The following is a 24,433-nucleotide window of genomic DNA, read 5'->3' as shown; positions in this document are numbered from 1 at the left end:
AACGGCGTTCACAAGGCGGACCGGAACCCCTGGAGGGGGCTCAATGAACAGTCTCGACTGGGCCGTGCTCATCGGCTATTTCGGCGTGATGGTCGCGATCGGCGTCTGGTCCCACAAGCGCGTGGACAACGTCTCCGACTTCTTCACGGCGGGCGGCAAGATGCCTTGGTGGCTCTCCGGCATCTCGCACCACATGTCGGGCTACAGCGCGGTGATGTTCACCGGATACGCCGGTATCGCCTTCACCTACGGCGTCACCTCCTACGTGACCTGGTCCTTCCCCATCGCGGTCGGCATCGCCATCGGCGCCCACCTCTTCGCGCCCCGGCTCAACCGGCTCCGCTCCCGGCTCCACGTGGCGTCGCCGCTGGAGTACCTGAAGAACCGCTACAACCTGCCCACCCAGCAGGCCCTCGCCTGGTCCGGCGTCCTGCTGAAGATCGTCGACGTGGGCGCCAAGTGGGCCGCGATCGCCACCCTGCTCTCGGTCTTCACCGGGATCTCCCTCAACCAGGGCATCCTGATCACCGGCGTGATCACCGGCATCTACTGCACGGTGGGCGGGTTGTGGGCCGACGCGCTGACCGAACTGGGCCAGTTCGTCATCCAGTTCTTCGCCGGCATCGCGATGCTGGTCGCGGTCCTGGCGAAGCTGGGCGGCGTGAGCGCGCTGTGGACGGTCTGGGACCGGCCCGAGCTCCAGGGACACACCGAGCCGACCGCCGGCCCGTACACCCTGACCTTCCTGCTGGCGTTCCTCTTCATCAAGACCTTCGAGTACAACGGCGGCATGTGGAACCAGGCACAGCGCTACATGGCGACGCCGAACGCCCGCGAGGCCACCCGCTCTCGGCCGTGCTGTGGTTCGTCTGGCCGCTGGTGCTGTTCTTCCCCATGTGGGTCGCGCCGCTGCTGGTCGACCCCAAGAAGCCCGACGCCTCCGACTCGTACGCGCTGATGACCGAACAGCTGCTGCCGCACGGACTCCTGGGCCTGGTCATCGTCGGCTTCTTCTCGCACACCATGGCCATGTGCTCCTCCGACGCCAACGCCATCGCCGCCGTCTTCACCCGTGACATCGCCCCGGCCCTGAGCAAGGCGGCGCGCGGCTGGACGCACCGGGCCGGGCTCATCGCGGCGCGCTGGTCGACGATCGCGTTCCTGGCGCTGTCGATGGCGATCGCCACCCAGGTCAACTCCCCCACCTTCAAGGACATCATCACCGTCGTCATCAAGTGGGTGGCCGGTCTGATGGGGCCGATCGCGATCCCGTTCATGCTCGGCCTGCTGCGGACGTTCCGGAAGTCCGGTCCGACGGCGGCGCTCGTCTCCTGGGCCGCGGGCCTGTTCGCCTTCTGGCTGACCAACTACGGGCTGGACGGCGTCGAGCTGCAGATCCAGATCGTCTCGCCGCTGGCGACCTCCCTCGTCCTGTACGTCCTGATCGGCTTCGTCAAGCCGGAGGACACTCCGGAGCGGGACGCGGTGCTCGACACGATCCACTCCGACGGCGGGGCCGCCGCCGTCCCGGCGCAGACCGGCGGCGACCGGTCCGGTCAGCCCCTCGGGTAACGGGCCAGCCAGCCCGGGGACGACTCCGAGGGGCTGTGCAGGGCGGCGCCCTGCGTCATCTCCATCGCGAAGTCGTCCGAGATCTCCAGGACCGTGGAACGGCCCTCCAGTTCGGCCAGCCAGGCCGGCGGGAGGGCCGTCTCGCCGTGCAGGGCACCGAGCAGTGAACCGGTGAGGGCCCCGGTGGCCGCCGAGGGGCCGCCGTGGTTGACCGCCAGCCGCAGACCGTGCCGGATGTCCTCGCCCACCAGGGCGCAGTAGACGGCCACGGCGAGCTGGTTCTCCGCCCGGTCCACGTCGGCCCCGAGCGCGATGACCCGGGCCGCGTTCGGCATCCCCTGGCGTACGGCTCCCAGGGCCTGCTGGAGCGCGGCGGTGACCGGCTCGTGGCCCGGGCGCGAGGAGAGCTGGCCGAGGGCCCGCTGGACCGAGCCGTCCACGCTCTCGCCGCGGGCGAGGCCGTGCACGACGACGGCGAGGGCGCCGGCCGAGAGGTAGGCGGACGGGTCCCCGTGGCTCTGGGCCGCGCACTCCACGGCCAGTTGGCACACCAGCTGCGGCTCCCAGCCGACGAGCAGGCCGAAGGGCGCGGAGCGGACCAGCGCGCCGGAGTCGGTCGCGTCCGGGTTCTTTGGCCGGTCGAGCGTGCCGAGGACCTCGTCGCCGAAGCCGGTCAGGCAGGCGCGGGCCGGGTCGCGGCGGGTGTAGAGCCACTCCTCGCACGCCAGCCAGCCGTTGTCCTTGCGCCGTTCGTCGGGACCCCAGTCGCGCTGGGTCGCGGCCCAGCGCAGATGGGCCCGGTGCACGTCGGTGGGCGGGTGCCAGGCACCGGTGTCACGGCGGACCTGGGCCCGGACGAGCCCGTCGACGGTGAAGAGGGTCATCTGCGTGGCGGCGGTGACGGCGCCGCGCCGCCCGTAGGCGGGCACGGGTTCGGTCAGGCCCTCGTCCCCGTGTGCCGCCCGGATCTCCTCCAGGGAGTGCGCCGCGATCCCCGCCCCGAAGGCGTCGCCGATGGCCCCGCCCAGCAGGCAGCCCCGTACCCGGGCCCGGAAGTCCTGCTGTTCGGCACGGCCCCACACGGCCGCGGCGGTCGTGGTCACAACGTGCCCTCCCCCGGTGAAGCAGGTCTGCCGCAGCACTGTAATCGACCGGGTACGCACGTTCGCGGTGCGGAACGTTATGTGATCCGACGCCCTTCAGGCCGGATTTGACCGAAGTTCACCCGAGGCGCCGTCGCGTGTTCACCCGAGGTCCCCTCGCGGCGCCAGGAGCCCGGGGACCGGCACCGGAGCGGCGCCGGGAGTCCGCGGCCGGCACGGGGCGGTCAGTCCTCCGCCGCCGCCGTCAGCTCGGCCAGCCGCGAGGCCAGGGGGCGCGACAGCCCGGCGAACCGGCCGGTGTCGGCGCCCCGGGACGCGGCGAGGTCGTCGAGGGCGTCGCGCACGTCGACGACGCCCGCCCACAGGTGGGGGAGCCGGAGCATCCGCTCCAGCGACTCCCCGGCCCCGTTCCACCGGCCCAGGGCCGCCCGGGTCACGGCCAGGGCGCCGAGTTCGTCGACGGTGGGCTCGTCCGCGACCACGAAGGCGTGCTGTTCCTCGTACTCCCGCCACAGTCCCGCGGCGGCCTCGATCCCGGAGAGACGGCTCTCCACCCGCGCCAGCAGGAACAGTCCCTCCGACGGCTTCGTCTCGCGCAGCCGCACCGCGGCCTCCCGGGCCTCACCCGGCCGTCCCAGCCTCAGCAGCGTCCAGGAGATGAGCTCCCACCGGTCGCCGCGGTCGCCCGGTGGCAGCGCGTCGAGCAGCTGGAGCGCCTCCCGGAACCGCCCGAGGTGGAAGAGGGCCATGGCGCGACGGCCCGTGATCCAGGCGGAATCGCGGTCCGGGCAGCGCTCCAGATCGGCGAGCGCCTGCCGCGAACGGCCGACCGCCTGGGAGAGCCAGGCCCGCTCCGCGAGCGCGGCCGTGCCCTTCAGCTCGACCAGCCGGTCCATGTCCGCCAGGCCGCCGGGCACGTCGCCGAGCAGGCACCGGACACGTGCCCGCCGCTCCCGCGCCCCGCGGTGGTCCGGGGAGAGCTCCAGGGCCCGGTCGTAGTCGGTCAGGGCCTCGGCGAGACGGCCCGCGGCCGTCCGCGCGGCCGCGCGCGCCAGCCGGTCCACGACGGACTCCGGGCTCGCCTCGGCCAGCGCGTCGCAGCGGGCCCGCCCCTCCGGAGTGGCCCGGACCTCCCGGAGCAGGAGGGCCGCCAGTGCCCATCCGACGCCGTCGGGCGCCAGTGCCCACAGCCGCTCCAGATCGTCCAGCGCCCCCTCGGGCCACCCCTGGACCCGACGGACATGGCAGCGGACGCCGAGCGCCCCGACGCGGTCCGGCTTCAGCGCGATCGCCCGGTCCAGGTCCGCCAGCGCCTCCTCGAGCCGGCCCGCCCGCTGGTGCGCCTGGGCGCGGTCGACGAGCGCCGTCGCCACGTCGTCGCCGCTCGCGACCGCCCGGTCCAGCACGGCGGACTCGGCGTCGGGGTTCCCGAGCCGGCGTTGGAGCTCCGCCAGTTGCGACAGGGCCCAGCCGTAGTCCGGTCGGGCCGCGACGGCCGCCTCCAGGACGGACAGCGCCTCTTCCAGGCGCCCCAGGTCGGCGAGGACGAGGGCCTTGCTGCCCAGGGCCCAGGCGTAGTCGGGCTCGAGCCGCAGGGCGCGGTCGAGGTCGGACAACGCCTGCTCGTGGTGGCCGGAACGCCAGTGCAGATAGCCGCGGTTGGCGGGCAGCCAGGCCAGGTCCGGCCGCCTCTCCTCGGCGCGGTCGAGGTCGGCCATGGCCCCCGCCTCGTCGCCGAGCGCGAAGCGCACGTCGGCCCGGCGCAGCAGCGCCCACCAGTAGTCCGCGTCCTTCTCGACGGCGCGGTCGAGGTCGGCCAGCGCGCCCCGGAGGTCGCCGAGCTGGAACCTCGCGTGGCCCCGCGTCGCCAGGACGACGGCCTCCTCCGGCCCCGACTCCAGTGCCCGGTCGCAGTCGGCGACCGCCTGCGCGTACCGGCCCGCCCTGCGGTGCAGTTCGCCGCGCTCCGCGAGGATCCACGGGGTGTCCGGGGCGAGTCCGTCCGCGCGGTCGAAGTGCTCCAGCCCCGCGGCCAGGTCGCCGCGCCGCTGGCCCACCATCCCGAGCTCGTAGTGCGCGCGGGCGCACGCCGGGTCCAGGGCGAGGGCACGCTCGTGGTCGGCCGTCGCGGCGTCGTACTCCTCGGCGAGGCGCCGGCGCTTGCCGCGTGCCACGAGCGCCGCCACCTGCCCGGCCGCGCCGAACGCCGCCCGGGACAGCAGCAGGTCGAGCAGGGCCACGACGGGCTCCGGCCCGGTCTCCAGGGCGTTCGTGGCGGCGCCGGCCCATTCCCGCAGGACCCGGGCGTCCGCCGCCTCGCCCGCGTCGGCGAGCGTCCAGACCCAGCGGCGGGCCGTGGCGGGACCGTCGTCGCAGGCGTCGACGCCGTCCCGGAGCGCCTCCGCCAGCGCGGCCTCGGGCCGGGCGCAGAGCCGGTGGTACGTCTCCTCCAGGCGCGCCGCCCGCCACTCCTCGCGTTCCCACCGCTCGTCGTCCCGGACGCCCTCCGCCGCCGACCCGGCCCGCCCGGCGAACGCGTCCGCGAGGCGTTCGTGGTCCTCGGTCCACTTCCGCGGCGAGCGGGTGCGCTGGAGGTAGAGCATGGGACCGCGGACGACGTCGTGGTACTGGAGGCGTCCCTCGTGGACGGAGACGAAGGGCAGGGTCCGCAGCCAGTCGAGGAGTCCGGGGTCCGCGTCCGCGCCGACGGCGGCGAGGAAGACGTCCTCGTCCAGCCGGCGGGGCAGGGCGCAGGCCAGGGCGGCCGCGTGCCGGTCGGGGTCCGGCTCGCCGCGCAGGAAGCGGTCCACGGCGGTGGCGCTGGGGACGGCGGCGTCGCCCGGGTTCTCGGCCAGGGTGGACACCAGGACCGGAAGGCCGCCCGACAGCCGTAGGACGTCCTGGACGACGTGCTCGTCCACCACGCCCCGCCCGGTGAGGAGCCGGCGCGACTCGGCCTCGGTGAAGGGCCGCAGCGCCAGTTCCCGCGCGTAGAAGGCGCTGTCCGGCCAGGAGGCCGGGTCGAGGCGGTCGCGGCCCGCGATCACGAAGACGGTGGTGGCGGGCAGGGCGCCGTACCGCTCGGTGGTGACGAGGTCGCGCAGCCAGGTGTCGAGGTAGGGCGCGGTGCGTTCGTACGTGTCGAAGAAGAGGGTCAGCCAGGGGGCTTCGGCGGCGACCCGGTCCAGTTCGGCGACGAGGACGGGGGTGAGGCTGCGGACCGGGTCGAGGACGAGCCGCACGTCCTCCTGGTTGCGGAAGCGGGCGCTGAGGATGCCGCGCAGCCGGTCGGCGCCGTGGGCGAGCGAGCCCGGGTCGACGGCGCCGGTCAGGGCGCCCACGACCGGGATCAGGCCCGCCCCGACCAGTCCGGCCTGGGCCAGCGCCATGCTGCCCGCGCTGGGCGGGCCGTCCGGTCCCGTCCCGGGTCCGGCCTCGGCCGGCGCGGACGCCGACGCGGCCTCGGCCTCGTGGCGTCGCTGCTCGTAGGTGGCGAGCTGTCTGTCGAGGGCCTTGAGCGGGTGTCCCTGCCGGGCGAAGCAGGCGCTGATCACGGCCAGCACCTCGGGGACGCTGCTCGGCTCCTCGTCGGCGTACGCCGTCACGGCGCCGTGCCCGGCGGCGACGTCCCGGAGTTCGCGCAGGAGGGTGGTCTTGCCGACGCCCGCGTTGCCGCGGACGTGGAAGAGGAACCGGTGCCGGTCGTCCTCCACGGGAAGGTCGAAGTTCGCCCGGAAGGCGGTGATCTCCTCCTGGCGGCCGACGAACCGGGCGCGCTTGCGCCCTTCCATCAGGGCCTGCATCGACGGTCGGGCGGTGGCGGCCATGCGCCTCAGTCTGGCAGCACCGGCAGCAGCTCCGGGAGGTGTCCGTCGGACGCCTCGGCGGCCCGAACTCGCTCCTGCGGCACCTCGCCGTAGAGCGTCGTACGGGGCCGGGCGGGCCGGCCGGCGGCCTCGGCGATGGCGACGAGGTCCTTGACGGAGCGGTACGACCCGTAACCGGAGCCGGCCATCCGGGAGATGGTCTCCTCCATCAGCGTGCCGCCCAGGTCGTTCGCGCCCGAGCGCAGCATCTCCGCGGCGCCGTCCGCGCCCAGCTTCACCCAGCTGGTCTGGATGTTCGGGATGTGCGGGTGGAGCAGGAGCCGCGCCATCGCGGTGACCGCGCGGTTGTCGCGGACCGTCGGGCCGGGACGGGCGATGCCCGCGAGGTAGACCGGCGCGTTGGTGTGGATGAAGGGGAGCGTCACGAACTCGGTGAAGCCGCCGGTCTCCTGCTGGATGCGGGCGAGCGTGCGGAAGTGGCCGAGCCAGTGCCGGGGCTGGTCCACGTGGCCGTACATCATCGTGGAGGAGGAGCGGATGCCCAGCTCGTGGGCGGTGGTGATGACCTCGATCCAGGTGGCGGTGGGCAGCTTGCCCTTGGTGAGGACCCAGCGGACCTCGTCGTCGAGGATCTCGGCCGCCGTGCCGGGGATCGAGTCGAGGCCGGCCTCCTTCGCCGCCGTCAGCCACTCCCGTATGGACAGCCCGGTGCGGGTCGCGCCGTTGACGACCTCCATCGGGGAGAAGGCGTGCACGTGCATGCCCGGGACGCGCTCCTTGACCGCGCGGGCGATGTCGAAGTACGCGGTGCCCGGCAGGTCGGGGTGGATGCCGCCCTGCATGCAGACCTCGACCGCGCCGACCTCCCACGCCTGCTGGGCCCGGTCGGCGACCTGGTCGAGGGAGAGGGTGTAGGCGTCGGCGTCGGTCCGGCGCTGGGCGAAAGCGCAGAAACGGCAGCCGGTGTAGCAGACGTTGGTGAAGTTGATGTTCCGTGTGACGACGTACGTGACGTCGTCGCCGACGGCCGCCCGGCGGACGTCGTCGGCGATCCGGGTGAGGGCGTCGAGCGCGGGTCCGTCGGCGTGCAGGAGGGCGAGTGCCTCGTCGTCGGTGAGCCGCGTCGGGTCGTCGGCGGCGGTCGCGAGCGCGGCGCGGACGTCGGTGTCGATCCGCTGCGGGATCATGCCGGGCGCGGCGGCCTCGCGCAGTGACTCCCAGTCCCCGTAGACCTCGTCGAAGTCGTCCCGGCGGTCATGGGTGCGGCCGGTGGTGTCGATGGTGTGGTGGAGGTCGGTGCGGCCGGTGGCGGTGAACGCCTCGTCCGGCTCCTGCCACGGCAGTCCGCGCACGACCGCGTCCGGGTCGGCGAGCCCGGTCTCCGGATCGGCCAGGGCGCGCACGTGCGGCAGCAGCCGCGGGTCGAGCCAGGGCTCGCCCCGGCCGACGAACTCCGGGTAGACGCAGAGGCGCTCGCGCAGCTCGAAGCCGGCCGTGCGGGACTTCCCGGCGAGGGTGTCGATCTGCGGCCAGGGCCGCTCGGGGTTCACGTGGTCGATGGTGAGCGGGGAGACGCCGCCCCAGTCGTCGATGCCGGCGCCGATGAGCCGCCCGTACTCCTCGTCGACGAGGTTCGGCGGGGCCTGGAGGCAGGCGGAGGGGCCCATGATGTGCCGGGCGACGGCGATCGTCGCGACGAGGTCGTCGAGTTCGGCGTCGGGCATGCCGCGCATGGCCGTGTCCGGCTTGGCGCGGAAGTTCTGGATGATCAGTTCCTGGATGGAGTGGTAGGCGCGGGAGATCCGGCGCAGCGCGAACAGCGAGTCGGCGCGCTCCTCGTACGTCTCGCCGATGCCGATGAGCAGCCCGCTGGTGAAGGGGACGGAGGAGCGGCCGGCGTCCTCCAGCACCCGCAGCCGTACCGCCGGTTCCTTGTCCGGGGAGCCGTGGTGCGGGCCGCCGGGCTCGGACCACAGCCGGGTCGCGGTCGTCTCCAGCATCATGCCCATGGACGGGGCGACCGGCTTGAGCCGCTGGAAGTCCGTCCAGGACAGCACGCCCGGGTTGAGGTGGGGCAGCAGGCCCGTCTCCTCCAGGATGCGGATGGCCATGGCCCGGACGTACGCGATCGTGTCGTCGTAGCCGTGCGCGTCCAGCCACTCGCGCGCCTCGGGCCAGCGGTCCTCCGGCTTGTCCCCGAGCGTGATGAGCGCTTCCTTGCAGCCCAGTTCGGCGCCGCGGCGGGCGATGTCCAGGACCTCGTCGGGCGACATGAACATCCCGTGCCCGGCCCGGCGCAGCTTGCCCGGCACGGTCACGAAGGTGCAGTAGTGGCACTTGTCCCGGCACAGCCGGGTGAGCGGGATGAAGACGCTCTTCGAGTACGTGATGACCCCGGGCCGCCCGGCGGCCTCCAGCCCGGCGTCCCGCACCCGGCCGGCGGACGCCACGAGGTCGTCGAGGTCCGCCCCCCGCGCCTGCAGCAGCACGGCGGCCTCGGCGACATCGAGCGCCACCCCGTCCCGGGCGCGCCTGAGGGCGCGGCGCATGGCGTTCTCGGTGGGGCGTTCGGCGCGTACGGGCTGCTGATCCGTCATGCACCGAGCATACGAGCGGGCCGCGGGATTGAGTACGCGTACTCAGTCCCGCCCACCTGCGGATTCGTACGATGATCTTCCATATTTCGGTTGCGTGGCCTTCCGGATCTGCGCGGTATCACGCACCTCTGCCATCCTCCCGTCCTGGGCGCAGCCCAGCAGACCTCCAGCCGGATCCTCGACATGACCGGGCTGAAGGGCACCGTCACCAAGCCGGGGCCGCTGCGGCTCCACTGCGACGACTACGAGCCCGAGGGCCGGGTCGTCCAGATGCGGCACAACTGGAGCGTCTACGACCTCCCCTTCGAGGAACTGGAGAAGGGGTACGCCCACCTGCGCACCGCCCTCACCGAGGACGGCTGGAGGATCGTCTCGGACGGTCCGGACACCAGCAAGGCGAAGACGCCCACCATGGTCGCCGACGCGCCCGGCGGCGACCACTCGGCCGAGATCCGGCTGATGGACAACCGCAAGGACGAGGACCCGACCTCGGTACTGGCCGTCACCGTCGTCTCCCGCTGCTTCCAGGAAACCCCCGGCGCCTCCCCCGCGCCCTGAACATCTGAGTACCCGCGCACGGTCCTTCTGGGGTGCCGCCCCCATCCGGGCGGTACCCGGCCGGACGTAGCGTCCTGGTCATGACGAACGAGCTCATGGACGACGTGGCGGCGCCGCGGGCGCCGCTGCTGCGCAGCGCCCTGCGCGGCACCTTCTGCCTCCTCCTCGCGGCGGTCGGCGTCCCCGTGCTGCTCGTGGTCGGGCTCGTCGTCGTGTACGCCGTCGAGCGGGGCACCGGCGAGGGGTTTCCCGAGGTGGCGCCGGCCGTGATGGCCGAGCGGGTCACCTCGCGCACGCAGGAGCTGTACGACGTCGCGGGGCTCGGGGGCGAGCTGCCCGCCGGGCGGTCCGGCGGGGACAACCACGCGGCCGAGAACGCCCTCTCCGCCGAGGTCTGCTACCCGGACGGCCTGGAGAGCATGGCCGACGAGCCCGAGAAGGGCTCCTACCGGCTCGGGCACGACTGGCGGATCGCCGACGTCTCCGAGGCGGAGGGCGCGGCCGCGCTGGGCCGGCTCCGCGACCACCTGGAGAAGACCGGCTGGGAGGTGACCGCCTTCCGCGAGAGCGGTACCGACCGGGAGCTGCGGGCCGAGCGCCGCGACGGGTCGGACGGCGGCCGCGAGCGCGTCGTCGTCACCTGGTGGTCGTACTGGCGGACCCTCCACGGGTTCACCGCGATGCCCTGCGCCTACGACCCCTCCGGGGTCGGCGGCGAGGACGCCGCGGTCTCCCTGGAGCCCCCGACTCTCCGGTGACGCGGGCGGTCAGAGGAACCGCGCGTACGCGTCCAGCACCCCCAGCACCTCCGCCTCGTCGCCCGGCGGCAGTTGGAGCACGACCTCCTCGCAGCCCAGCTCGGCGTAGTGGGCGAGCTTGCCGGGGCTGGGGAGGACGGCGTACGGCACCACCTGGAGGGTGGCCGGGTCCCGGCCCGCCTTCTCGAACGCCTCGCGCAGGACGGGCACGGACTCGGTCAGGCCCCGGCCGCCGATCGGCATCCAGCCGTCCGCGTAGGCGGCGATGTGCGCGAAGAGCTTGGGGCCGGCCGCGCCGCCCAGCAGGATGCGGGGCGCGCCCCCGGCCGGCTTGGGGTGGACCTCCGAGGCACGCACCGAGACCCCGAACTCGCCTTCGTACGCGCTCGGTTCCTCGGCCCAGAGCGCCTTCATCAGCCCCATCCGCTCCCGGCCCAGTTCGCGCCGGGTCGCCCATCGCACGCCGTGGTCCGCGGCCTCCTCCTTGTTCCAGCCGAAGCCGACGCCCAGCGTGAACCGGCCGCCGGAGAGGTGGTCGAGCGTGGCGATCTGCTTGGCCAGCCCGATGGGGTCGTGCTGCGCGATCAGCGTGACGCCGGTGCCGAGCGCGAGCCGTTCGGTGACGGCCGCGGCCTGGCCGAGGGCGACGAAGGGGTCGAGGGTGCGGGCGTACTCCGGGGGCAGGTCGCCGCCCGCCGGGTACGGGGTGGCCCGCTCGACGGGGATGTGGGTGTGCTCGGGGAGGTAGAGCCCGGCGAAGCCGCGCCGTTCCAGTTCGCGCGCGATCCGCACGGGCGTGATGGTCTCGTCGGTCAGGAAGATCGTGGTCGAGATCCGCATACGGGCACGGTAGGGGGTGGGGCCGGGATTTCCGAGAGTCACGACGTGGGGGAAGCCTGCGTGGGCCGGGAGTTCACCGGCTTCGGCCAAGGTGCCGGGCGCGAGCGGACCGAGGCAGACGGACGCTTCTCACGACGGGCGCCACGGCCGCCCTCACCGTGGGTGGGGTGGGCTTCGCGCCCGCCCGGGAGCAGGACGCCCGGGAGCAGGACGGCGGCGACCGTGCGGAGACGGTCGGCGGCCCGCTGCCGCCCGGCTCCCCCGCCTACGTGTGCCTCCGGGTCGACCCCGGCGGTGGCGGCCCCGCCGCCGGGCGCGCTCGCGGCCTTCACCAACCCGGTGTTCCTGGAGGTCAGCCCTCGTACTCCGTGAGGTCGATGGCGTGCACCCGCAGCGGGACGCCGAAGACCGGGTGCTCGGTCTCGCGCTCGGGGGTCATGCCGAGCTTGCGCATCACGTTCTCGGAGTCCGTGTTGCTGATGTGCGCGATGCTGACCACCCGGTCCAGGCCGCGGTCCTGCAGGGCGAACTCCAGGGCCGCGTGGGCGGCCTCGGAGGCGTAGCCCTGCCCCCAGAACGGGCGGCCGAGCCGCCAGCCGATCTCCACGGCGGGCAGCACCTCGGGCAGGAATTCCGGCACGGACAGACCGGCGAAGCCGATGAGTTCACCGGAGGCGATGAGTTCGACGGCGAAGAGCCCGAAGCCCTCCTCGTCCCACTCCTCCTCCCAGCGCTCGATGTCCTCGGCGGTCTCCTCCAGGTCGCGGACCGACCCGTCGCCGATCCAGCGCATGACCTCCGGGTCGGCGTTGATCTCGGCCATGGGGACGAGGTCGTCGTCGGTCCAGCGTCGGAGGATGAGGCGGGGGGTGCGGATCTCGGTCATGACTCCATCTTCCGTCATGCGGAGCGGGTCGGTCCGAGCGCCCGCTGCGTCGCGGCGAGGTCGCCGTATCCCCCTTCCTGCCAGACGCGCTCGCGGAACTCCTGGAAGGTGAGCGGCCGGGTGTCCTCGCCGGGCACATCACGGAAGTGGACGGCGCCGCAGCGGTGGCAGTACCAGGCTCGTGACCAGAGGCGTTCGGCCTGCGGCCGGCCGCTCGTCAGCCGGGTGAAGGCGCGGTGGCTGCGGATCCGCAGGACGAGGACCAGCACGGCCGCCGTCAGGGCGAGCGCCGAGATCACCGCGAGCCAGGCGAAGTCCGGCCACGCCGGACCGGCGGTGGGCAGCTTCTGCCCCGGCGCGTGGAAGATCCCGTTCTCGTCGAAGAACCCGCCGCCCTCGACCACCGGGACGTCGTCGAGCCAGTGGCCCGCGCCGGCTCCGGCCACGAAGGTCCCGATCGCCACCAGGAGGGCCAGCACGCCGAGGCACCCGACCGCCCGGGACGGGGGTTCCGGCACGGGTGCCAGTGCCTCCGAGAGGGCGGTCGTCACAGGGCGGTCGACGGTGCGGTCATGGTGGTCGTCGGCGTTGCGCACACGCACCCTGACCGTGTCCCGTCCCCCGAGGTACACGGCCGGTACGGCCTGCAGCCGGTCCTCCCGGCCGCACCCCGGGCACTGCGGTGTCCTGGTCATGATTCCCCCCTCGGACACGGCGGGCGCGTGTCGTCGGCACAGTGTCGTCGGGGACATGCCACAACCGCGTCCGGCGCGTGTCACGACTTCGTATCCGCCCTGCGCGGCAGCCCGCTCGGCACCCGGCGCGAGGAAGGGGGCACCCGCTTCCGGCGGCGCCGCGTCATCGGAAGACGCCGAAAACCACCCGTGGGCAAGGCCGTTCGGCTGCTTGGATGACCCTCATGCTGAACCGACTCGAGACGTACTACGACACCGCCCCCCGATCCGCCGCCCGTGCCGAGGACTTCGGGCCGCTCACCCTCTTCGTCCGGGAGGGCGAGGGCTGGCCCTTCTACGCCCGGCCCGCCCTGGGGCACTCCGGTGAGGTGACGGTGGCCGAGGTGGACCGGGTCCGGGCACGGCAGCGGGAGCTGGGGGCGCCCGAGGCGTTCGAGTGGGTCGCGGAGACGACGCCGGGACTGCGGGCGGCGGTCGAGAAGAGCGGGCTCGTGGTCCACGAGCATCCGCTGATGGTCCTGACCGACGAGGACGGGATCGCGCCCCTCCCGCTCCCCGAGGACGTCACCGTGCGCATGGTGGGCGCCGGCGATCCGGTCCTGCCGAGCGCGGTCGCCGCCCCCTACGCGGCCTTCGGCGCCGAGGCCACGCCGTCGGCCGTCGCCCAGGTCGCGGTGCGGATCGCCGAGGGGGCGACGCGGCTGGCCGCGGCGCTCGACCCGGAGGGCCACGCGCTCTCGGCCGGTCAGCACCAGCCCGTGGGGGCCGTCTCCGAAGTCGTCGGGGTCGGCACCCTGCCGTCCGCCCGCCGCCGGGGTCTCGGGCTCGCGGTCACCGCCGCCCTGGTGGCCGATGCCCGGGCCCACGGGGTGGAGACGGTCTTCCTCACGGCCTCCGACGCGGACGTGGCCCGGCTCTACGGCCGGCTGGGCTTCCGCACGGTCGCCACCGCCCTCATCGCGGAGCCCGCCGAACCGGCCGCCTGACCCCCGGCCGGAGAACGGCCGGAGGGGCCGGGGAACCGGCCGGGGAAGAAAGTTCCGCGGTCGTGTCACATCCGCGTCGCGCGCTCCGTCATAGCTGTGAGGCCGGCACGGGATCGGCCCGCACCGACCACGGAGGAGCGATCGCCATGCAGCACGAGACCAAGGCCCGGATGACCAACCCCGCCTACGTCCTGCCCGAGGCCGGCGCGGCCATCCAGGACCTGGTGAAGGCCACGCGGCAGGGCGGCGTCCCGGAGTCCGTCCTGGAGCTGGTGCACCTGCGGGCAAGCCAGATCAACAACTGCGGCTTCTGCGTGGACTACGGCGCGAAGAGCGCCAGGAAGTCGGGGGTGAGCGACGAGAAGCTGTTCGCCGTCGCCGCCTGGCGCGAGGCCCCGTACTTCTCCGACGAGGAGCGCGCCGCGCTGGCGCTCGCCGAGGCGGCGACCCGGCTCGCCGACGCCTCGGACGCCGTGCCGGACGCGGTGTGGGACGCGGCGGCCGATCACTTCGACGAGAAGCAGCTCGCCTCGATCGTGCTGATGGTGGGCCTCACCAACCTGTTCAACCGGCTCAACGTCACCGTCCGACAGCCGGCCGGCGTGGGGCTGTGACGGGCGCATCGCGCACCATCGGCCCCGCGGCGGGCTCGCGGCCCCCCGCGGGGCCGAACCGCCACCCGCCCCGCCCGCGGTGACGGCCCGGTCCCTGACCCGGGGGGCGGAGGGCGGGACTCCGGGCATCCGTAACCGGTCGGCGTCCGGCCGCGTTGGGCGGGGCATGAAGAAGATCCTCACCGCCGCCCTGGCCGGTCTCGCCGTGGCCGGCTCGCTCGGCTCCGCCGGTACCGCCGTCGCCGAGAGCGACGTCGGCCTGTCCACGGTCGTCCCGCTCAGCGGCGTCCTGAACCCCGACGAGAAGCAGCCGGCGCCCGCCGACCTGCCGCCCGCCAACGCGGCCGTCCAGCGGCTCCTGCCGGGGCACTGACGCGGGACGGAGGTGACGGGCCCCCTGCGGGCCCGCCACCTCCGCCGTGTCCGGCGCCGGGTCTGCGCGGTCAGTCCGCGACGACCAGCGCGGGGGTCTCCTTGGTCAGCACCTCGCCGCGGAAGAAGGCGGGGCTCCTGCGCTGCATCACCAGCATGATCACGACGCCGAGCAGCAGCAGTCCGACACCGATCACGAAGACCGAGCCGACGCCGAGGACCGCGGAGCCGCTGCCGTAGGCCGGGTCCCACATGTCGTAGAGCGTCTTGCCGAAGACGGCCGTCAGCAGGAGGCCGCCCAGGACCGGGCAGAGTCCCTTGTAGACGAGGTCGCGGCCGGAGCGGAAGAGCTCCTTGCGGAAGTACCAGGCGCAGGCGAACGCGGTGAGCGAGTAGTAGAAGCAGATCATCAGGCCGAGCGCGTAGATCGTGTCGACCAGGACGTTCTCGCTGACCAGGGTCATGACCGTGTAGAAGACGCCGGTGGCGACGCCCGCGATGACCGTGGCCTTGCCGGGGACCTTGAACCGCGGGTGGACCTTCGCGAAGGACGCGGGCAGGGCCTCGTACGCCGACATCGCCAGCACGGTGCGCGCCACCGGGATGAAGGTCGTCTGGAGGCTGGCCGCCGCCGAGGCGAGGACCGCGACGAAGAGCAGGATGCCGAGGGCCGGGCCCATGACGGGGCCGGCGAGGGCGGCGAAGACGTTGTCGGAGGTCTCCGGGTTCGCAAGGCCCAGGCCCTTGTCGCCGGAGCCGACAGCCATCTGCGCGGCGATGCCGGTGGCGAGGTAGGAGGCGACCAGGACGACCATCGCGACCAGCGCGGCCCGGCCCGGCGTCTTCTCGCTGCCGGTGGTCTCCTCGTTGGTGGCCAGGCAGGCGTCCCAGCCCCAGTACATGAAGATCGACAGCGACAGGCCGGCGGTGAAGGCGGCGAAGGACTGGACGGCGAACGGGTTCATCCACGACCAGGAGAAGTCCAGGCCCGTGTCGAAGGTGCCGCTGCCCGCCTTCTGGAAGGCCATGGCGACGAAGAGGACGAGGACGACGAGCTGGAGGCCCACGAGGGCGTACTGGATGCCCTTGGTGGCGGTCATGCCCCGGTAGCTGATCGCGGTGGCGACGGCGATGAGCGTCAGGCAGGTCAGGATGTGGACGGCCTTGTCGTCGTCCAGGGCGGCGATCGACGGATCACCGGTGATCTCGCCGGCCAGCAGCCAGAAGTACGACGTCGCGACGCCGGCCAGGTTGGACAGCACGATGATCGTCGCGATGACGAGACCCCAGCCGCACATCCAGCCGATGCGCGGCCCGAAGGCCTTCACGGTCCAGGTGAACGAGGTGCCGCAGTCGGGCATGACCTTGTTCAGCTCGCGGTAGGCGAAGGCGACCAGCAGCATGGGCAGGAAGCCGGCCAGGAACACCGCGGGCATCTGCAGCCCGACCTCGCCGGCCGTGGAGCCGAGCGTGGAGGTCAGGCAGTAGACGGGGGCGACGGTCGAGATGCCGATGACGGCGCTGCCCAGCAGCCCGACCGAGTTGCCGCCGAGTCCCTTGGTGCGTACGCCCTGGGTGTCGCCCGAGGCGGGGACGACCCTTACCGTGTCTCCGGCCTGGGGCCGTGCATCCACCTGAGTCATGAACAGGACGTTAAGTGCTGCGGTTTCCACATCCGGAACGTCGGAATCCGCTCGCGTCATCGATCTTCACCTTGCATTGCCAGGCCAAATTCGTGCATCTACCAATGATTGGAAGATCGACTGCCGGGTCGAGCCGACCGATCGGCAGGCGTACCGATCGGTGTCCGATATGCGGGAACCGCAGCTGGGCCCGGAATGTCCGATTTCAAAATTTCCCGCGATATCTTCCGGGCCTTTCCCCAAGCATGATCAACCGGGCCAGACCACCGCCTGCAGCTCGCTGTAGGCGTGCAGGGCGTACGAGCCCACGTCCCGCCCCACCCCGCTCTTCTTGAATCCGCCGAAGGGGGCCTCCATGTTCCGCCCCACGGTGTTCACGCCGACCCCGCCGGCACGCAGCCGCGACGCGACGCGGAACGCGCGGGCCGTGTCCCCGGACCAGACGTAGTCGATCAGCCCGTAGTCGCTGTCGTTGGCCAGGGCGATCCCCTCCTCCTCGTCGTCGAAGGGGACGACCACGACGACCGGTCCGAAGATCTCCTCCCGGACCACCCGCATCGTGTTCGTGCAGTCGGCCAGCAGGGTGGGCGCCACGTAGAAGCCCCGGTCGAGTTCCGGCCGCTCGCCGCCGGCGACCACCCGGGCCCCCTCCTTGCGGCCCAGTTCGACGTACGACTCCACACGGTCGCGGTGGGCCGCCGAGATCACCGGGCCGACGACCGTGCCCCGCTCCCTCGGATCGCCCACCTTCATGAAGGCCAGGTAGCCGGTCAGCTTCTCGATCAGGCGGTCGTGGACCCCGCGCTGGGCGAGCACCCGGGTCGGGGCCGTGCAGATCTGCCCGCTGTAGAAGGCGAAGGTGGTGCCGATGCCGGCGACCGCCGCGTCCAGGTCGGCGTCGTCGAGGACCAGGGCCGCGCCCTTGCCGCCCAGCTCCATCAGCTGCCGTTTCATGTCGCGGCCGCAGACCTCCCCGATGCGCTGCCCGACGGCCGTGGAGCCGGTGAAGGACACCATGTCGACGTCGGGCGAGTCGACCGCCGCCTCGCCGACCCCGGGAGCCGAGCCGGTGACGACGTTCACGACGCCGGCCGGGACGCCCGCCTCCTCCAGCGCCCGCGCCATCGCGTACACGGAGAGCGGGTCCTGCGGCGCGGGCTTGACCAGCACCGTGTTGCCCATGGCCAGGGCCGGGGCGACCTTGCCCGCCGGGTTCGCCCAGGGGTTGTTGTACGAGGTGATGCAGGTGACCACGCCGACCGGGCGGCGCACGGCGAGCGCGCCGAAGACCCCGGCCCTGCCCATCGGTCCCGCCTCGTTGATCTGCGGGGGCAGCGCCTGCTCGACCGGCTCCAGGGCGCCGCGCGCGTACCGGCGGAACCGGGAGACGCCGACGGCGACCTGCATCCCGCGGGCGGTCCCGGTGGTCGCGCCGGTCTCGGCCTGGGCGAGGACGGTGAGTCGGTCGGCGTCGCGGGCCATGATGTCCGCGGCGCGGTCCAGGATCGCGGCGCGCTCCTCCGGCCGCGTCCGGGACCAGGCGCCGAAGGCCGCGCGGGCGGCGGCGGCCGCCTCGTGCACCTGGGCTCGGGAGGCTTCGGGGGCGAGGCCGACGACCTCCTCGGTGGCCGGGTCGATCACCTCGTAGTGCCCGCCGTCGGGCTCGGTCCACGTGCCCCCGATGAAGAGGCTCTCGGTACGGGTCATCGCGTCGGCACCGTCCTCGTGTCGCGGCCGGATCGCAGCACCCGGCCCGGTATCGCGCCGGTCACCTCGTCGTCGCGGACGGTCTCCACGCCGTTGACGCGGACCGAGACGACGCCGACCGCCCGCGAGTCCAGCCGGGGGCTGTCGCCGGGCAGGTCGTGCACGAGGGTCGCCGGGCCGGCGTCGATGCGCTCGGGGTCGAAGAGGACCAGGTCGGCGTGGAACCCCTCCTCGATCCGGCCCCGTTCGCGCAGCCCGAACAGCCGGGCGGGATCGTCGCTGAGCATCTTCACCGCCTGCTCCAGCGGGACCAGCTTCCGGCCGCGGAGGCAGTCGCCGAGGAAGCGGGTGGTGTACGGCGCCCCGCACATCCGGTCCAGGTGGGCGCCCGCGTCGGAGCCGCCCAGCATCACGTCCTCGTGCTCCCAGGTCTCGCGGCGCAGCGCCCAGGAGGCCGGGTCGTTGTCCGAGGGCATCGGCCACAGCACGGTCCGCAGGTCGTCGTTGGCGCAGATCTCGACCAGGCACTGGAAGGCGTCCTGGCCCCGCTCGGCGGCGATGTCCCGGACGACGCGGCCGGTCAGGCCCTCGTTCTCGGCGCTGTACGTGTCCCCGATGACGTAGCGGTCGAAGCGGGCGAGGCGCCGGAAGACGCCGGCCTCGCGGGAGTCGGCGCGGCGGAGCATCTCCGTCCGGACCTGCGGGTCGCGCAGTCGCGCGATCCGTTCGGCCACGGGCAGGGCCAGGATCTCGCCCCAGCCGGGGATGAGGTTGAGGGCGCAGAAGGTGCCCAGCGACATGTTCATCGGGGTCAGGATCGGCATGGTGAGGGCGACGATCCGGCCGCCGGACTTGCGGGCGCGCTCGGAGGCGACGAGCTGGCGCGGCACGCGTTCCGGCACGGCGGCGTCGATGGTGAGGACGTTCCAGTTGAGCGGCCGGCCGGCCGCCGCCGTCATCTCGACGAAGAGGTCGATCTCGGCGTCGGAGAACTGGTCGAGGCAGCCGGCGAGGATCGCCTCGATCTGGGTTCCCTCGTGCTCGCCGACGGCTTTGGAGAGCGCGATCAGTTCCGCCGGGGTGGCGTGCCGGGAGGGGACGGGGGCGCCGTCCCCGTCGGAGTGGGTGGCGGACTGGGTGGTGGACAGGCCCCAGGCGCCCGCGTCCATGGCCTCGTGGAGGAGCCGTTCCATCGCCCGCAGCTGCGCGTCGGTGGGCTGCCCGCCGACGGCGTCGGCGCCCATCACGTACCGGCGCAGGGCGCAGTGACCGACCATGAAACCGGCGTTGACGGCGATCCGCCCTTCGAGGGCGTCGAGGTACTCGGCGAAGGAGGACCAGGACCAGTCGACCCCGTCTTCCAGGGCTGCCAGGGCCATGCCCTCGACCTTGGACATCATGCGGCGGGTGTAGTCGGCGTCCTCGGGCCGGTCGGGGTGCAGGGGGGCGAGGGTGAAGCCGCAGTTGCCGCCGGCGACGGTGGTGACGCCGTGGTTCATGGAGGGGGTCGCGAAGGGGTCCCAGAACAGCTGGGCGTCGTAGTGGGTGTGCGGGTCGACGAACCCCGGGGCGAGGACGAGCCCGGTGGCGTCCTCGCTGCTCGCGGCCTGTTCGGTGACGGTGCCCGGCTCGGCGACGAGGGCGATGCGCCCGTCGCGTAGACCGACGTCGGCGACGCGGGCGGGGGCGCCGGTGCCGTCCACGACGGTGGCCCCCTTGATCAGGTGATCGAGCATGACGTCCCTTTCCTCACGTGGACCACATGGACGCGCCCCGGCCGGGGACGCGGTAGCCGGCCGCGGCTACGACGTCCCCGACCGGGGCAGGTACGGAGCGGCGATCCGGGAAGACACCGCCCCGCGCTCGCGGGTGGGAGGGGCACCGGGAGGGCCCGCCCCGCCCCGTCAGGAACCCGCGGCCTGGCGGAAGCGGGTGGTGCGGTGGACGGGGTCCGTGTCGATCTTGGGGATCACGTGCTCACCGATCAGCTTGATCGTGTTCATCGTGTCCTCGTACGAGACCCCGATCGGCAGCCCGAAGGACAGCTGGTCGGCCCCGGCCTGCTCCCAGCGCTTGCACTGGCGCAGCACCTCCTCCGGGTCGCCGCAGATCATCAGCTCCTCGGCGATGAGGAGTTCGATGATCTCCGCGCTGTACTCCGGCAGGAGTTCGGGCCACTCGGGGATTCCCTCGGGCCGCGGGAAGGTGTCGTGGTAGCGGAAGAGCAGCGACTGGAGGTAGTTCAGGCCGCCGCCGACCGCGATCTCGACGGCCTTGTCGTGGGTCTCGGCGCAGATCGCGGTGGAGGTCACCATGACGTTGTCGTTGACGAAGTCGCCGACCGCCCTGGCCTCCTTGATCGCCGTCTTGTACGACTCGACGACCCACTCCATGTCGGAGACCTTCTGCACGCTGAAGCCCAGGACGCCCAGGCCCTTGCTGCCGGCCATCGCGTAGGAGGAGGGCGAGCCGGCGGCGTACCACATGGCCGGGTGGGACTTGCCGTACGGCTTGGGCAGGATCTTGCGGGGCGGCAGGGACCAGTGCTTGCCCTGGAAGCCGACGTACTCGTCCTGGAGCCACATCTTGGGGAACTCGGCGATCGTCTCCTCCCAGATCTCCTTCGTGTGGTTCATGTCGGTGATGCCCGGCATGAACCCGAGGATCTCGTGGGAGCCCGCGCCGCGGCCGGAGCCGAACTCGAAGCGGCCGGCGGAGAGGTGGTCGAGCATGGCGACCTTCTCGGCCACCTTGACCGGGTGGTTCACGGGTGCGAGGGGGTTGAAGATGCCCGAGCCGAGGTGGATCCGGTCGGTGGCGTGGGCGAGGTAGCCGAGGTAGACGTCGTTCGCCGACAGGTGGGAGTACTCCTCCAGGAAGTGGTGCTCGGAGGCCCAGGCGTACTTGAACCCGGATCGGTCCGCCTGGATGACGTACTCGGTCTCCTCCATCAGCGCCTTGTGCTCGGCCTCGGGATCGGTCTCGGCGCGCTTGCCGACGTATCCCTGCACGAAGATCCCGAATTCCAAGGGGTTCACCGTCCTCGTTATTTCTGACGTACCGTCAGATTCTCGATGTGCCCGACTTTCGCACCGCCGCGCGGGTGCGTCAATACCTGATGGCCCGTCAGCTAGGTTCGGGACCGGGCGTGCCCGGGAGGGACGCCCGGACGGGATCCGGAAGGTCAGAAGAGGCTGACGCCGGCCAGCCAGCCGCCGTCGACCACGAACGGCTGGCCCGTGATGTAGGCCGAGTCCTCCCCGGTCAGGAACAGCGCGAGGGCCGCCACCTCCTCCGGCCGTCCGATGCGGCCGAGCGGCACGAGCTTGCGGTACAGCTCCTCGGTCGCCGCCGGATCCACGCCCTCGGGGTTGCTCATCGGGGTGTCGATCGCGCCGGGGCAGACCGCGTTGACCCGGATGCCCCGCCCGGCCAGCTCCAGGGCCGCCACGCGGGTGAGCCCGAGGACGGCGTGCTTGCTGGCGGCGTAGGCGCCGACACCCGCCATGCCGGTCAGACCCGTGTACGAGGCGGTGTTCACGATGGTGCCGCCGCCCGCCTCGGCGATCTCGGGCGCGACGGTACGGATGCCCAGGAAGCAGCCGACCTGGTTGACCTGCACGATGGCCTGGAACTCGTCGAGCGGGGTGGCGACCAGCTCGTTGAACCGCAGGATGCCCGCGTTGTTCACCAGGCCGTCGATCCGGCCGAAGCGTCCGCGCGCGCGGGCGACGGCCGCGGACCAGTCCTCCTCCCGGGTGACGTCGAGGCGGACGTACGCGGCCCGCTCCTCCCCCAGCTCCTTGGCCAGCGCCTCACCGGCGTCGTCCAGGACGTCCCCGAGAAGGACCTTCGCGCCCTCGGCGACGAAGAGCCGCGCCTCCTGCTCACCCTGCCCGCGCGCCGCGCCCGTGATGACGACGACGCGCCCGTCCAGCTTGCCCATGCCCTGCCACGCTCCTCAGCTCAGGTGTGGTGCGACCTCCGCGGCGAACGCCGCCATCTGGTCGACGAGTTCGGTACGGCTCCGGGAGCGGAACCGGACCTGGATCTGGTGCACGCCCATCTCCCCGTACGCCCGCAGCGACGCGGCGATGTCCTCCGCCTTGCCCGTCAGGGTGCGCCGCCCGACCTCCCAGCCGGCCTCGCCGACGTAGAGCGGCTCGACGATGGCCCCCACCGTGATCGGGGCCTCGACGCCGGCCTCGGCCCGCAGCCGCAGCAGCTTCGCGATCTGGGCGGGGAGCCGATCGCGCGGATCCCCCTGGGGCAGCCAGCCGTCCCCCCGCACCGCCGCCCGGCGCACGGCGGCCGGCGACGATCCGCCGACCCAGACGGGCACCCGCTCCTGGGCGGGCCGGGGCCGCTGCCCGAGGTCCTTGAAGGCGAAGCGCTCACCGGAGAACTCCGGGTACTCCTCCGGCCCGAGGGCCGACTTCAGCGCGTCGATCGTCTCGTCGAGGACCCGCCCGCGGCCGGTGAAGTCCGCCCCGACGGCGTCGAACTCCTCCTCCACGTGCCCCGCCCCCACCCCGAGGACCAGCCGCCCGCCGGAGAGGTGGTCGAGGGTCGCGTACGCCTTGGCGGACACCAGTGGATGCCGCAGCCCCACGATCGCGACGTGCGAGAGCAACCGGACCCGCTCGGTGGCGGCGGCGAGGTAGGAGAGCGTGGCGACCGGGTCGTACCAGACGGTGCCCATGGGCCCGGCGAGCCGGCGCGGGATGGCGACGTGGTCGCAGCTCGCGATGTAGTCGAAGCCGCCGCGGTCGGCGGCGCGGGCGATCTCGACGAGATCCCCCGGACCGGCCCCGGCCTCCCACGCCTCGGCGTAGAGGGTGCTCTGCGACTGGACCGGGAGCTGCATCCCGTACGAGACCATGGACTCCACCCCTTAACTGACAATCCGTCAGAAAACGAAGGAGCCCATCGTCATCGCTGACGGACCATCAGGCAAGGGGTGTGCCGGGCCGCTTTGCCGCGCGGGGCCACCGCGCCACCGGACCGCCGCGAGCCCGGCGGGACCGGAGCACGACGCCCCCTACGGACGCCAGAGTCCGTCCGGCGTCAGTCCCAGCAGCTCGATCGCGTTGCCGCGCACGATCCGCTCGACCACGTCCGGGGCCAGGTGCCCCATCTGCGCCTCGCCGACCTCGCGGGACTTGGGCCAGGTGGAGTCGGAATGCGGGTAGTCGGTCTCGTAGAGGACGTTGCCGACACCGATCGCGTCGAGGTTCCGCAGGCCGAAGGCGTCGTCGAAGAAGCAGCCGTACACGTGCTCGGCGAAGAGCTCCGACGGCCGGCGCAGCACCTTGTCCGCCACGCCGCCCCAGCCCCGGTTCTCCTCCCAGACGACGTCCGCGCGCTCCAGGATGTACGGGATCCAGCCGATCTGCCCCTCCGCGTACATGATCCGCAGGTTCGGGAAACGCTCGAACTTGCCGCTCATCAGCCAGTCCACCATCGAGAAACAGCAGTTGGCGAAGGTGATGGTGGAGCCGACGGCGGGCGGGGCGTCCGCCGAGGTGCTGGGCATCCGGCTCGACGAGCCGATGTGCATGGCCACGACGGTGCCGGTCTCGTCGCAGGCCCGCAGGAACGGGTCCCAGTAGTCGGTGTGCACCGACGGCAGCCCGAGATGCGGCGGGATCTCGGAGAAGGCGACGGCCCGCACGCCCCGGGCGGCGTTGCGGCGGACCTCGGCGGCGGCCAGCTCGGCGTCCCACAGGGGCACCAGGGTGAGCGGGATGAGGCGGCCGGCCGCCTCGGGGCCGCACCACTCCTCGACCATCCAGTCGTTGTAGGCACGGACGCCGAGGAGGCCCAGCTCACGGTCCCCGGCCTCGGTGAACGTCTGCCCGCAGAAGCGCGGGAAGGTGGGGAAGCAGAGCGCGGACTGGACGTGGTTCACGTCCATGTCGGCGAGCCGGTCGGGGACGCGGAAGGAGCCGGGGCGCATCTGCTCGTACGTGATCACCTCCAGCCTGATCTCGTCCCGGTCGTAGCCGACGGCGGTGTCGAGCCGGGTGAGCGGGCGGTGCAGGTCCTCGTACACCCACCAGTCGCCGATCGGCCCGTCGTCGCCGGGCGCGCCCATGACGGGGGCGAACTTGCCACCGAGGAAGGTCATTTCCTTCAGGGGTGCGCGGACGACGCGCGGACCGGTGTCCCGGTACTTCGACGGGAGCCGGTCCTGCCAGACGTGCGGAGGCTCCACGGTGTGGTCGTCCACCGAGATGATCTTCGGGAAGGTCTCCATGTCCGTCACGGTAGCG

General features: G+C 72.8%; 18 protein-coding genes and 1 pseudogene. 6 read left to right on the top strand and 13 right to left on the bottom strand.

Features of this window, described 5'->3' with window-relative positions; translation table 11 throughout:
* The first annotated feature begins 43 nt into the window (after window positions 1-43).
* Window positions 44-1,572 (top strand): annotated as a pseudogene (locus ACE1OA_RS20025) (sodium:solute symporter family protein).
* Here the strand turns inward: ACE1OA_RS20025 and ACE1OA_RS20020 are convergent.
* The 3 genes from ACE1OA_RS20020 to ACE1OA_RS20010 all read right to left on the bottom strand — a co-directional run bounded on the left by ACE1OA_RS20020 (window position 1,557) and on the right by ACE1OA_RS20010 (window position 9,099).
* Window positions 1,557-2,675 (bottom strand): ADP-ribosylglycohydrolase family protein, encoded by a 1,119-nt coding sequence (locus tag ACE1OA_RS20020; protein WP_356602834.1) that lies wholly within the window; start codon window positions 2,673-2,675, stop codon window positions 1,557-1,559. The pseudogene ACE1OA_RS20025 and the gene ACE1OA_RS20020 sit on opposite strands and share 16 nt — an antisense overlap.
* 224 nt (window positions 2,676-2,899) lie before the next feature.
* Window positions 2,900-6,502: a tetratricopeptide repeat protein gene (locus ACE1OA_RS20015; protein ID WP_432753155.1), complete on the bottom strand. Its 3,603-nt coding sequence runs from the start codon at window positions 6,500-6,502 to the stop codon at window positions 2,900-2,902.
* Between the two features lie 5 nt (window positions 6,503-6,507).
* Window positions 6,508-9,099, bottom strand: coding sequence for a bifunctional FO biosynthesis protein CofGH (locus ACE1OA_RS20010; RefSeq protein ID WP_384872193.1), 2,592 nt, complete (start codon window positions 9,097-9,099; stop codon window positions 6,508-6,510).
* Window positions 9,100-9,189: 90 nt separating this feature from the next.
* Here ACE1OA_RS20010 and ACE1OA_RS20005 point away from each other — a divergent pair, with 90 nt between their 5' ends.
* Together ACE1OA_RS20005 and ACE1OA_RS20000 are read left to right on the top strand one after the other, a co-directional pair.
* On the top strand, window positions 9,190-9,657 hold the full coding sequence (locus ACE1OA_RS20005; RefSeq protein WP_432753154.1) for a hypothetical protein: 468 nt from the start codon (window positions 9,190-9,192) through the stop codon (window positions 9,655-9,657).
* An 80-nt stretch (window positions 9,658-9,737) separates the two neighbouring features.
* Window positions 9,738-10,415 (top strand): hypothetical protein, encoded by a 678-nt coding sequence (locus ACE1OA_RS20000; RefSeq protein ID WP_432753153.1) that lies wholly within the window; start codon window positions 9,738-9,740, stop codon window positions 10,413-10,415.
* 9 nt (window positions 10,416-10,424) lie between these two features.
* Here the strand turns inward: ACE1OA_RS20000 and ACE1OA_RS19995 are convergent, their stop codons facing one another.
* From ACE1OA_RS19995 to ACE1OA_RS19985, 3 genes are all read right to left on the bottom strand, one after another.
* A complete protein-coding gene (locus ACE1OA_RS19995) occupies window positions 10,425-11,255 on the bottom strand; it encodes an LLM class F420-dependent oxidoreductase (protein WP_432753152.1) in 831 nt (276 codons plus the stop codon).
* Between the two features lie 352 nt (window positions 11,256-11,607).
* A complete protein-coding gene (locus tag ACE1OA_RS19990) occupies window positions 11,608-12,141 on the bottom strand; it encodes a GNAT family N-acetyltransferase (protein ID WP_356602818.1) in 534 nt (177 codons plus the stop codon).
* A 14-nt stretch (window positions 12,142-12,155) separates the two neighbouring features.
* Complete coding sequence (locus ACE1OA_RS19985) at window positions 12,156-12,836, bottom strand: hypothetical protein (protein ID WP_361309732.1); 681 nt, start codon at window positions 12,834-12,836, stop codon at window positions 12,156-12,158.
* A gap of 215 nt (window positions 12,837-13,051) precedes the next feature.
* Here ACE1OA_RS19985 and ACE1OA_RS19980 point away from each other — a divergent pair, with 215 nt between their 5' ends.
* From ACE1OA_RS19980 to ACE1OA_RS19970, 3 genes are all read left to right on the top strand, one after another.
* The gene (locus tag ACE1OA_RS19980; RefSeq protein WP_356774840.1) at window positions 13,052-13,822 is read left to right on the top strand and encodes a GNAT family N-acetyltransferase; all 771 of its coding nucleotides are present in this window, start codon (window positions 13,052-13,054) and stop codon (window positions 13,820-13,822) included.
* A 146-nt stretch (window positions 13,823-13,968) separates the two neighbouring features.
* Window positions 13,969-14,436 carry a carboxymuconolactone decarboxylase family protein gene (locus ACE1OA_RS19975; RefSeq protein ID WP_356602812.1) on the top strand — a complete coding sequence of 156 codons (468 nt, stop codon included), beginning with the start codon at window positions 13,969-13,971 and terminating at the stop codon, window positions 14,434-14,436.
* Window positions 14,437-14,602: 166 nt separating this feature from the next.
* On the top strand, window positions 14,603-14,809 hold the full coding sequence (locus ACE1OA_RS19970) for a hypothetical protein (RefSeq protein WP_356602810.1): 207 nt from the start codon (window positions 14,603-14,605) through the stop codon (window positions 14,807-14,809).
* A 70-nt stretch (window positions 14,810-14,879) separates the two neighbouring features.
* Here the strand turns inward: ACE1OA_RS19970 and ACE1OA_RS19965 are convergent, their stop codons facing one another.
* From ACE1OA_RS19965 to ACE1OA_RS19935, 7 genes are all read right to left on the bottom strand, one after another.
* A complete protein-coding gene (locus tag ACE1OA_RS19965) occupies window positions 14,880-16,451 on the bottom strand; it encodes an APC family permease (RefSeq protein WP_356774844.1) in 1,572 nt (523 codons plus the stop codon).
* A gap of 249 nt (window positions 16,452-16,700) precedes the next feature.
* A complete protein-coding gene (locus tag ACE1OA_RS19960; RefSeq protein WP_432753151.1) occupies window positions 16,701-18,158 on the bottom strand; it encodes an aldehyde dehydrogenase family protein in 1,458 nt (485 codons plus the stop codon).
* On the bottom strand, window positions 18,155-19,894 hold the full coding sequence (locus ACE1OA_RS19955; RefSeq protein WP_432753150.1) for an N-acyl-D-amino-acid deacylase family protein: 1,740 nt from the start codon (window positions 19,892-19,894) through the stop codon (window positions 18,155-18,157). Before ACE1OA_RS19955 ends, ACE1OA_RS19960 begins: the two co-directional genes overlap by 4 nt.
* Before the next feature lie 168 nt (window positions 19,895-20,062).
* A complete protein-coding gene (locus ACE1OA_RS19950) occupies window positions 20,063-21,187 on the bottom strand; it encodes an LLM class flavin-dependent oxidoreductase (RefSeq protein ID WP_432754080.1) in 1,125 nt (374 codons plus the stop codon).
* Between the two features lie 155 nt (window positions 21,188-21,342).
* Complete coding sequence (locus ACE1OA_RS19945; protein ID WP_432753149.1) at window positions 21,343-22,104, bottom strand: SDR family NAD(P)-dependent oxidoreductase; 762 nt, start codon at window positions 22,102-22,104, stop codon at window positions 21,343-21,345.
* A 15-nt stretch (window positions 22,105-22,119) separates the two neighbouring features.
* Entirely contained in the window at window positions 22,120-23,040 is a 921-nt protein-coding gene (locus ACE1OA_RS19940) for a TIGR03619 family F420-dependent LLM class oxidoreductase (protein ID WP_384872165.1), read from the bottom strand.
* 159 nt (window positions 23,041-23,199) lie between these two features.
* Window positions 23,200-24,417 carry an amidohydrolase family protein gene (locus tag ACE1OA_RS19935; RefSeq protein WP_356602802.1) on the bottom strand — a complete coding sequence of 406 codons (1,218 nt, stop codon included), beginning with the start codon at window positions 24,415-24,417 and terminating at the stop codon, window positions 23,200-23,202.
* Window positions 24,418-24,433: the final 16 nt, after the last annotated feature.

The organism is Streptomyces sp. JL2001 (genome assembly GCF_050917515.1).
Lineage (GTDB): Bacteria > Actinomycetota > Actinomycetes > Streptomycetales > Streptomycetaceae > Streptomyces.
The sequence above is the reverse complement of the archived record's forward strand: the minus strand, read 5'-3'. Positions and strand labels throughout refer to the sequence as shown.

Bases quoted from the DNA above. Each gene is read 5' to 3' on its own strand.
- ACE1OA_RS20015 (WP_432753155.1), bottom strand. From the start codon at position 6,502: ATGGCCGCCACCGCCCGACCGTCGATGCAGGCCCTGATGGAAGGGCGC.
- ACE1OA_RS20010 (WP_384872193.1), bottom strand. From the start codon at position 9,099: ATGACGGATCAGCAGCCCGTACGCGCCGAACGCCCCACCGAGAACGCC.
- ACE1OA_RS20000 (WP_432753153.1), top strand. From the start codon at position 9,738: ATGACGAACGAGCTCATGGACGACGTGGCGGCGCCGCGGGCGCCGCTG.
- ACE1OA_RS19995 (WP_432753152.1), bottom strand. From the start codon at position 11,255: ATGCGGATCTCGACCACGATCTTCCTGACCGACGAGACCATCACGCCC.
- ACE1OA_RS19990 (WP_356602818.1), bottom strand. From the start codon at position 12,141: ATGACCGAGATCCGCACCCCCCGCCTCATCCTCCGACGCTGGACCGAC.
- ACE1OA_RS19985 (WP_361309732.1), bottom strand. From the start codon at position 12,836: ATGACCAGGACACCGCAGTGCCCGGGGTGCGGCCGGGAGGACCGGCTG.
- ACE1OA_RS19980 (WP_356774840.1), top strand. From the start codon at position 13,052: ATGACCCTCATGCTGAACCGACTCGAGACGTACTACGACACCGCCCCC.
- ACE1OA_RS19975 (WP_356602812.1), top strand. From the start codon at position 13,969: ATGCAGCACGAGACCAAGGCCCGGATGACCAACCCCGCCTACGTCCTG.
- ACE1OA_RS19970 (WP_356602810.1), top strand. From the start codon at position 14,603: ATGAAGAAGATCCTCACCGCCGCCCTGGCCGGTCTCGCCGTGGCCGGC.
- ACE1OA_RS19965 (WP_356774844.1), bottom strand. From the start codon at position 16,451: ATGACTCAGGTGGATGCACGGCCCCAGGCCGGAGACACGGTAAGGGTC.
- ACE1OA_RS19960 (WP_432753151.1), bottom strand. From the start codon at position 18,158: ATGACCCGTACCGAGAGCCTCTTCATCGGGGGCACGTGGACCGAGCCC.
- ACE1OA_RS19955 (WP_432753150.1), bottom strand. From the start codon at position 19,894: ATGCTCGATCACCTGATCAAGGGGGCCACCGTCGTGGACGGCACCGGC.
- ACE1OA_RS19945 (WP_432753149.1), bottom strand. From the start codon at position 22,104: ATGGGCAAGCTGGACGGGCGCGTCGTCGTCATCACGGGCGCGGCGCGC.
- ACE1OA_RS19940 (WP_384872165.1), bottom strand. From the start codon at position 23,040: ATGGTCTCGTACGGGATGCAGCTCCCGGTCCAGTCGCAGAGCACCCTC.
- ACE1OA_RS19935 (WP_356602802.1), bottom strand. From the start codon at position 24,417: ATGGAGACCTTCCCGAAGATCATCTCGGTGGACGACCACACCGTGGAG.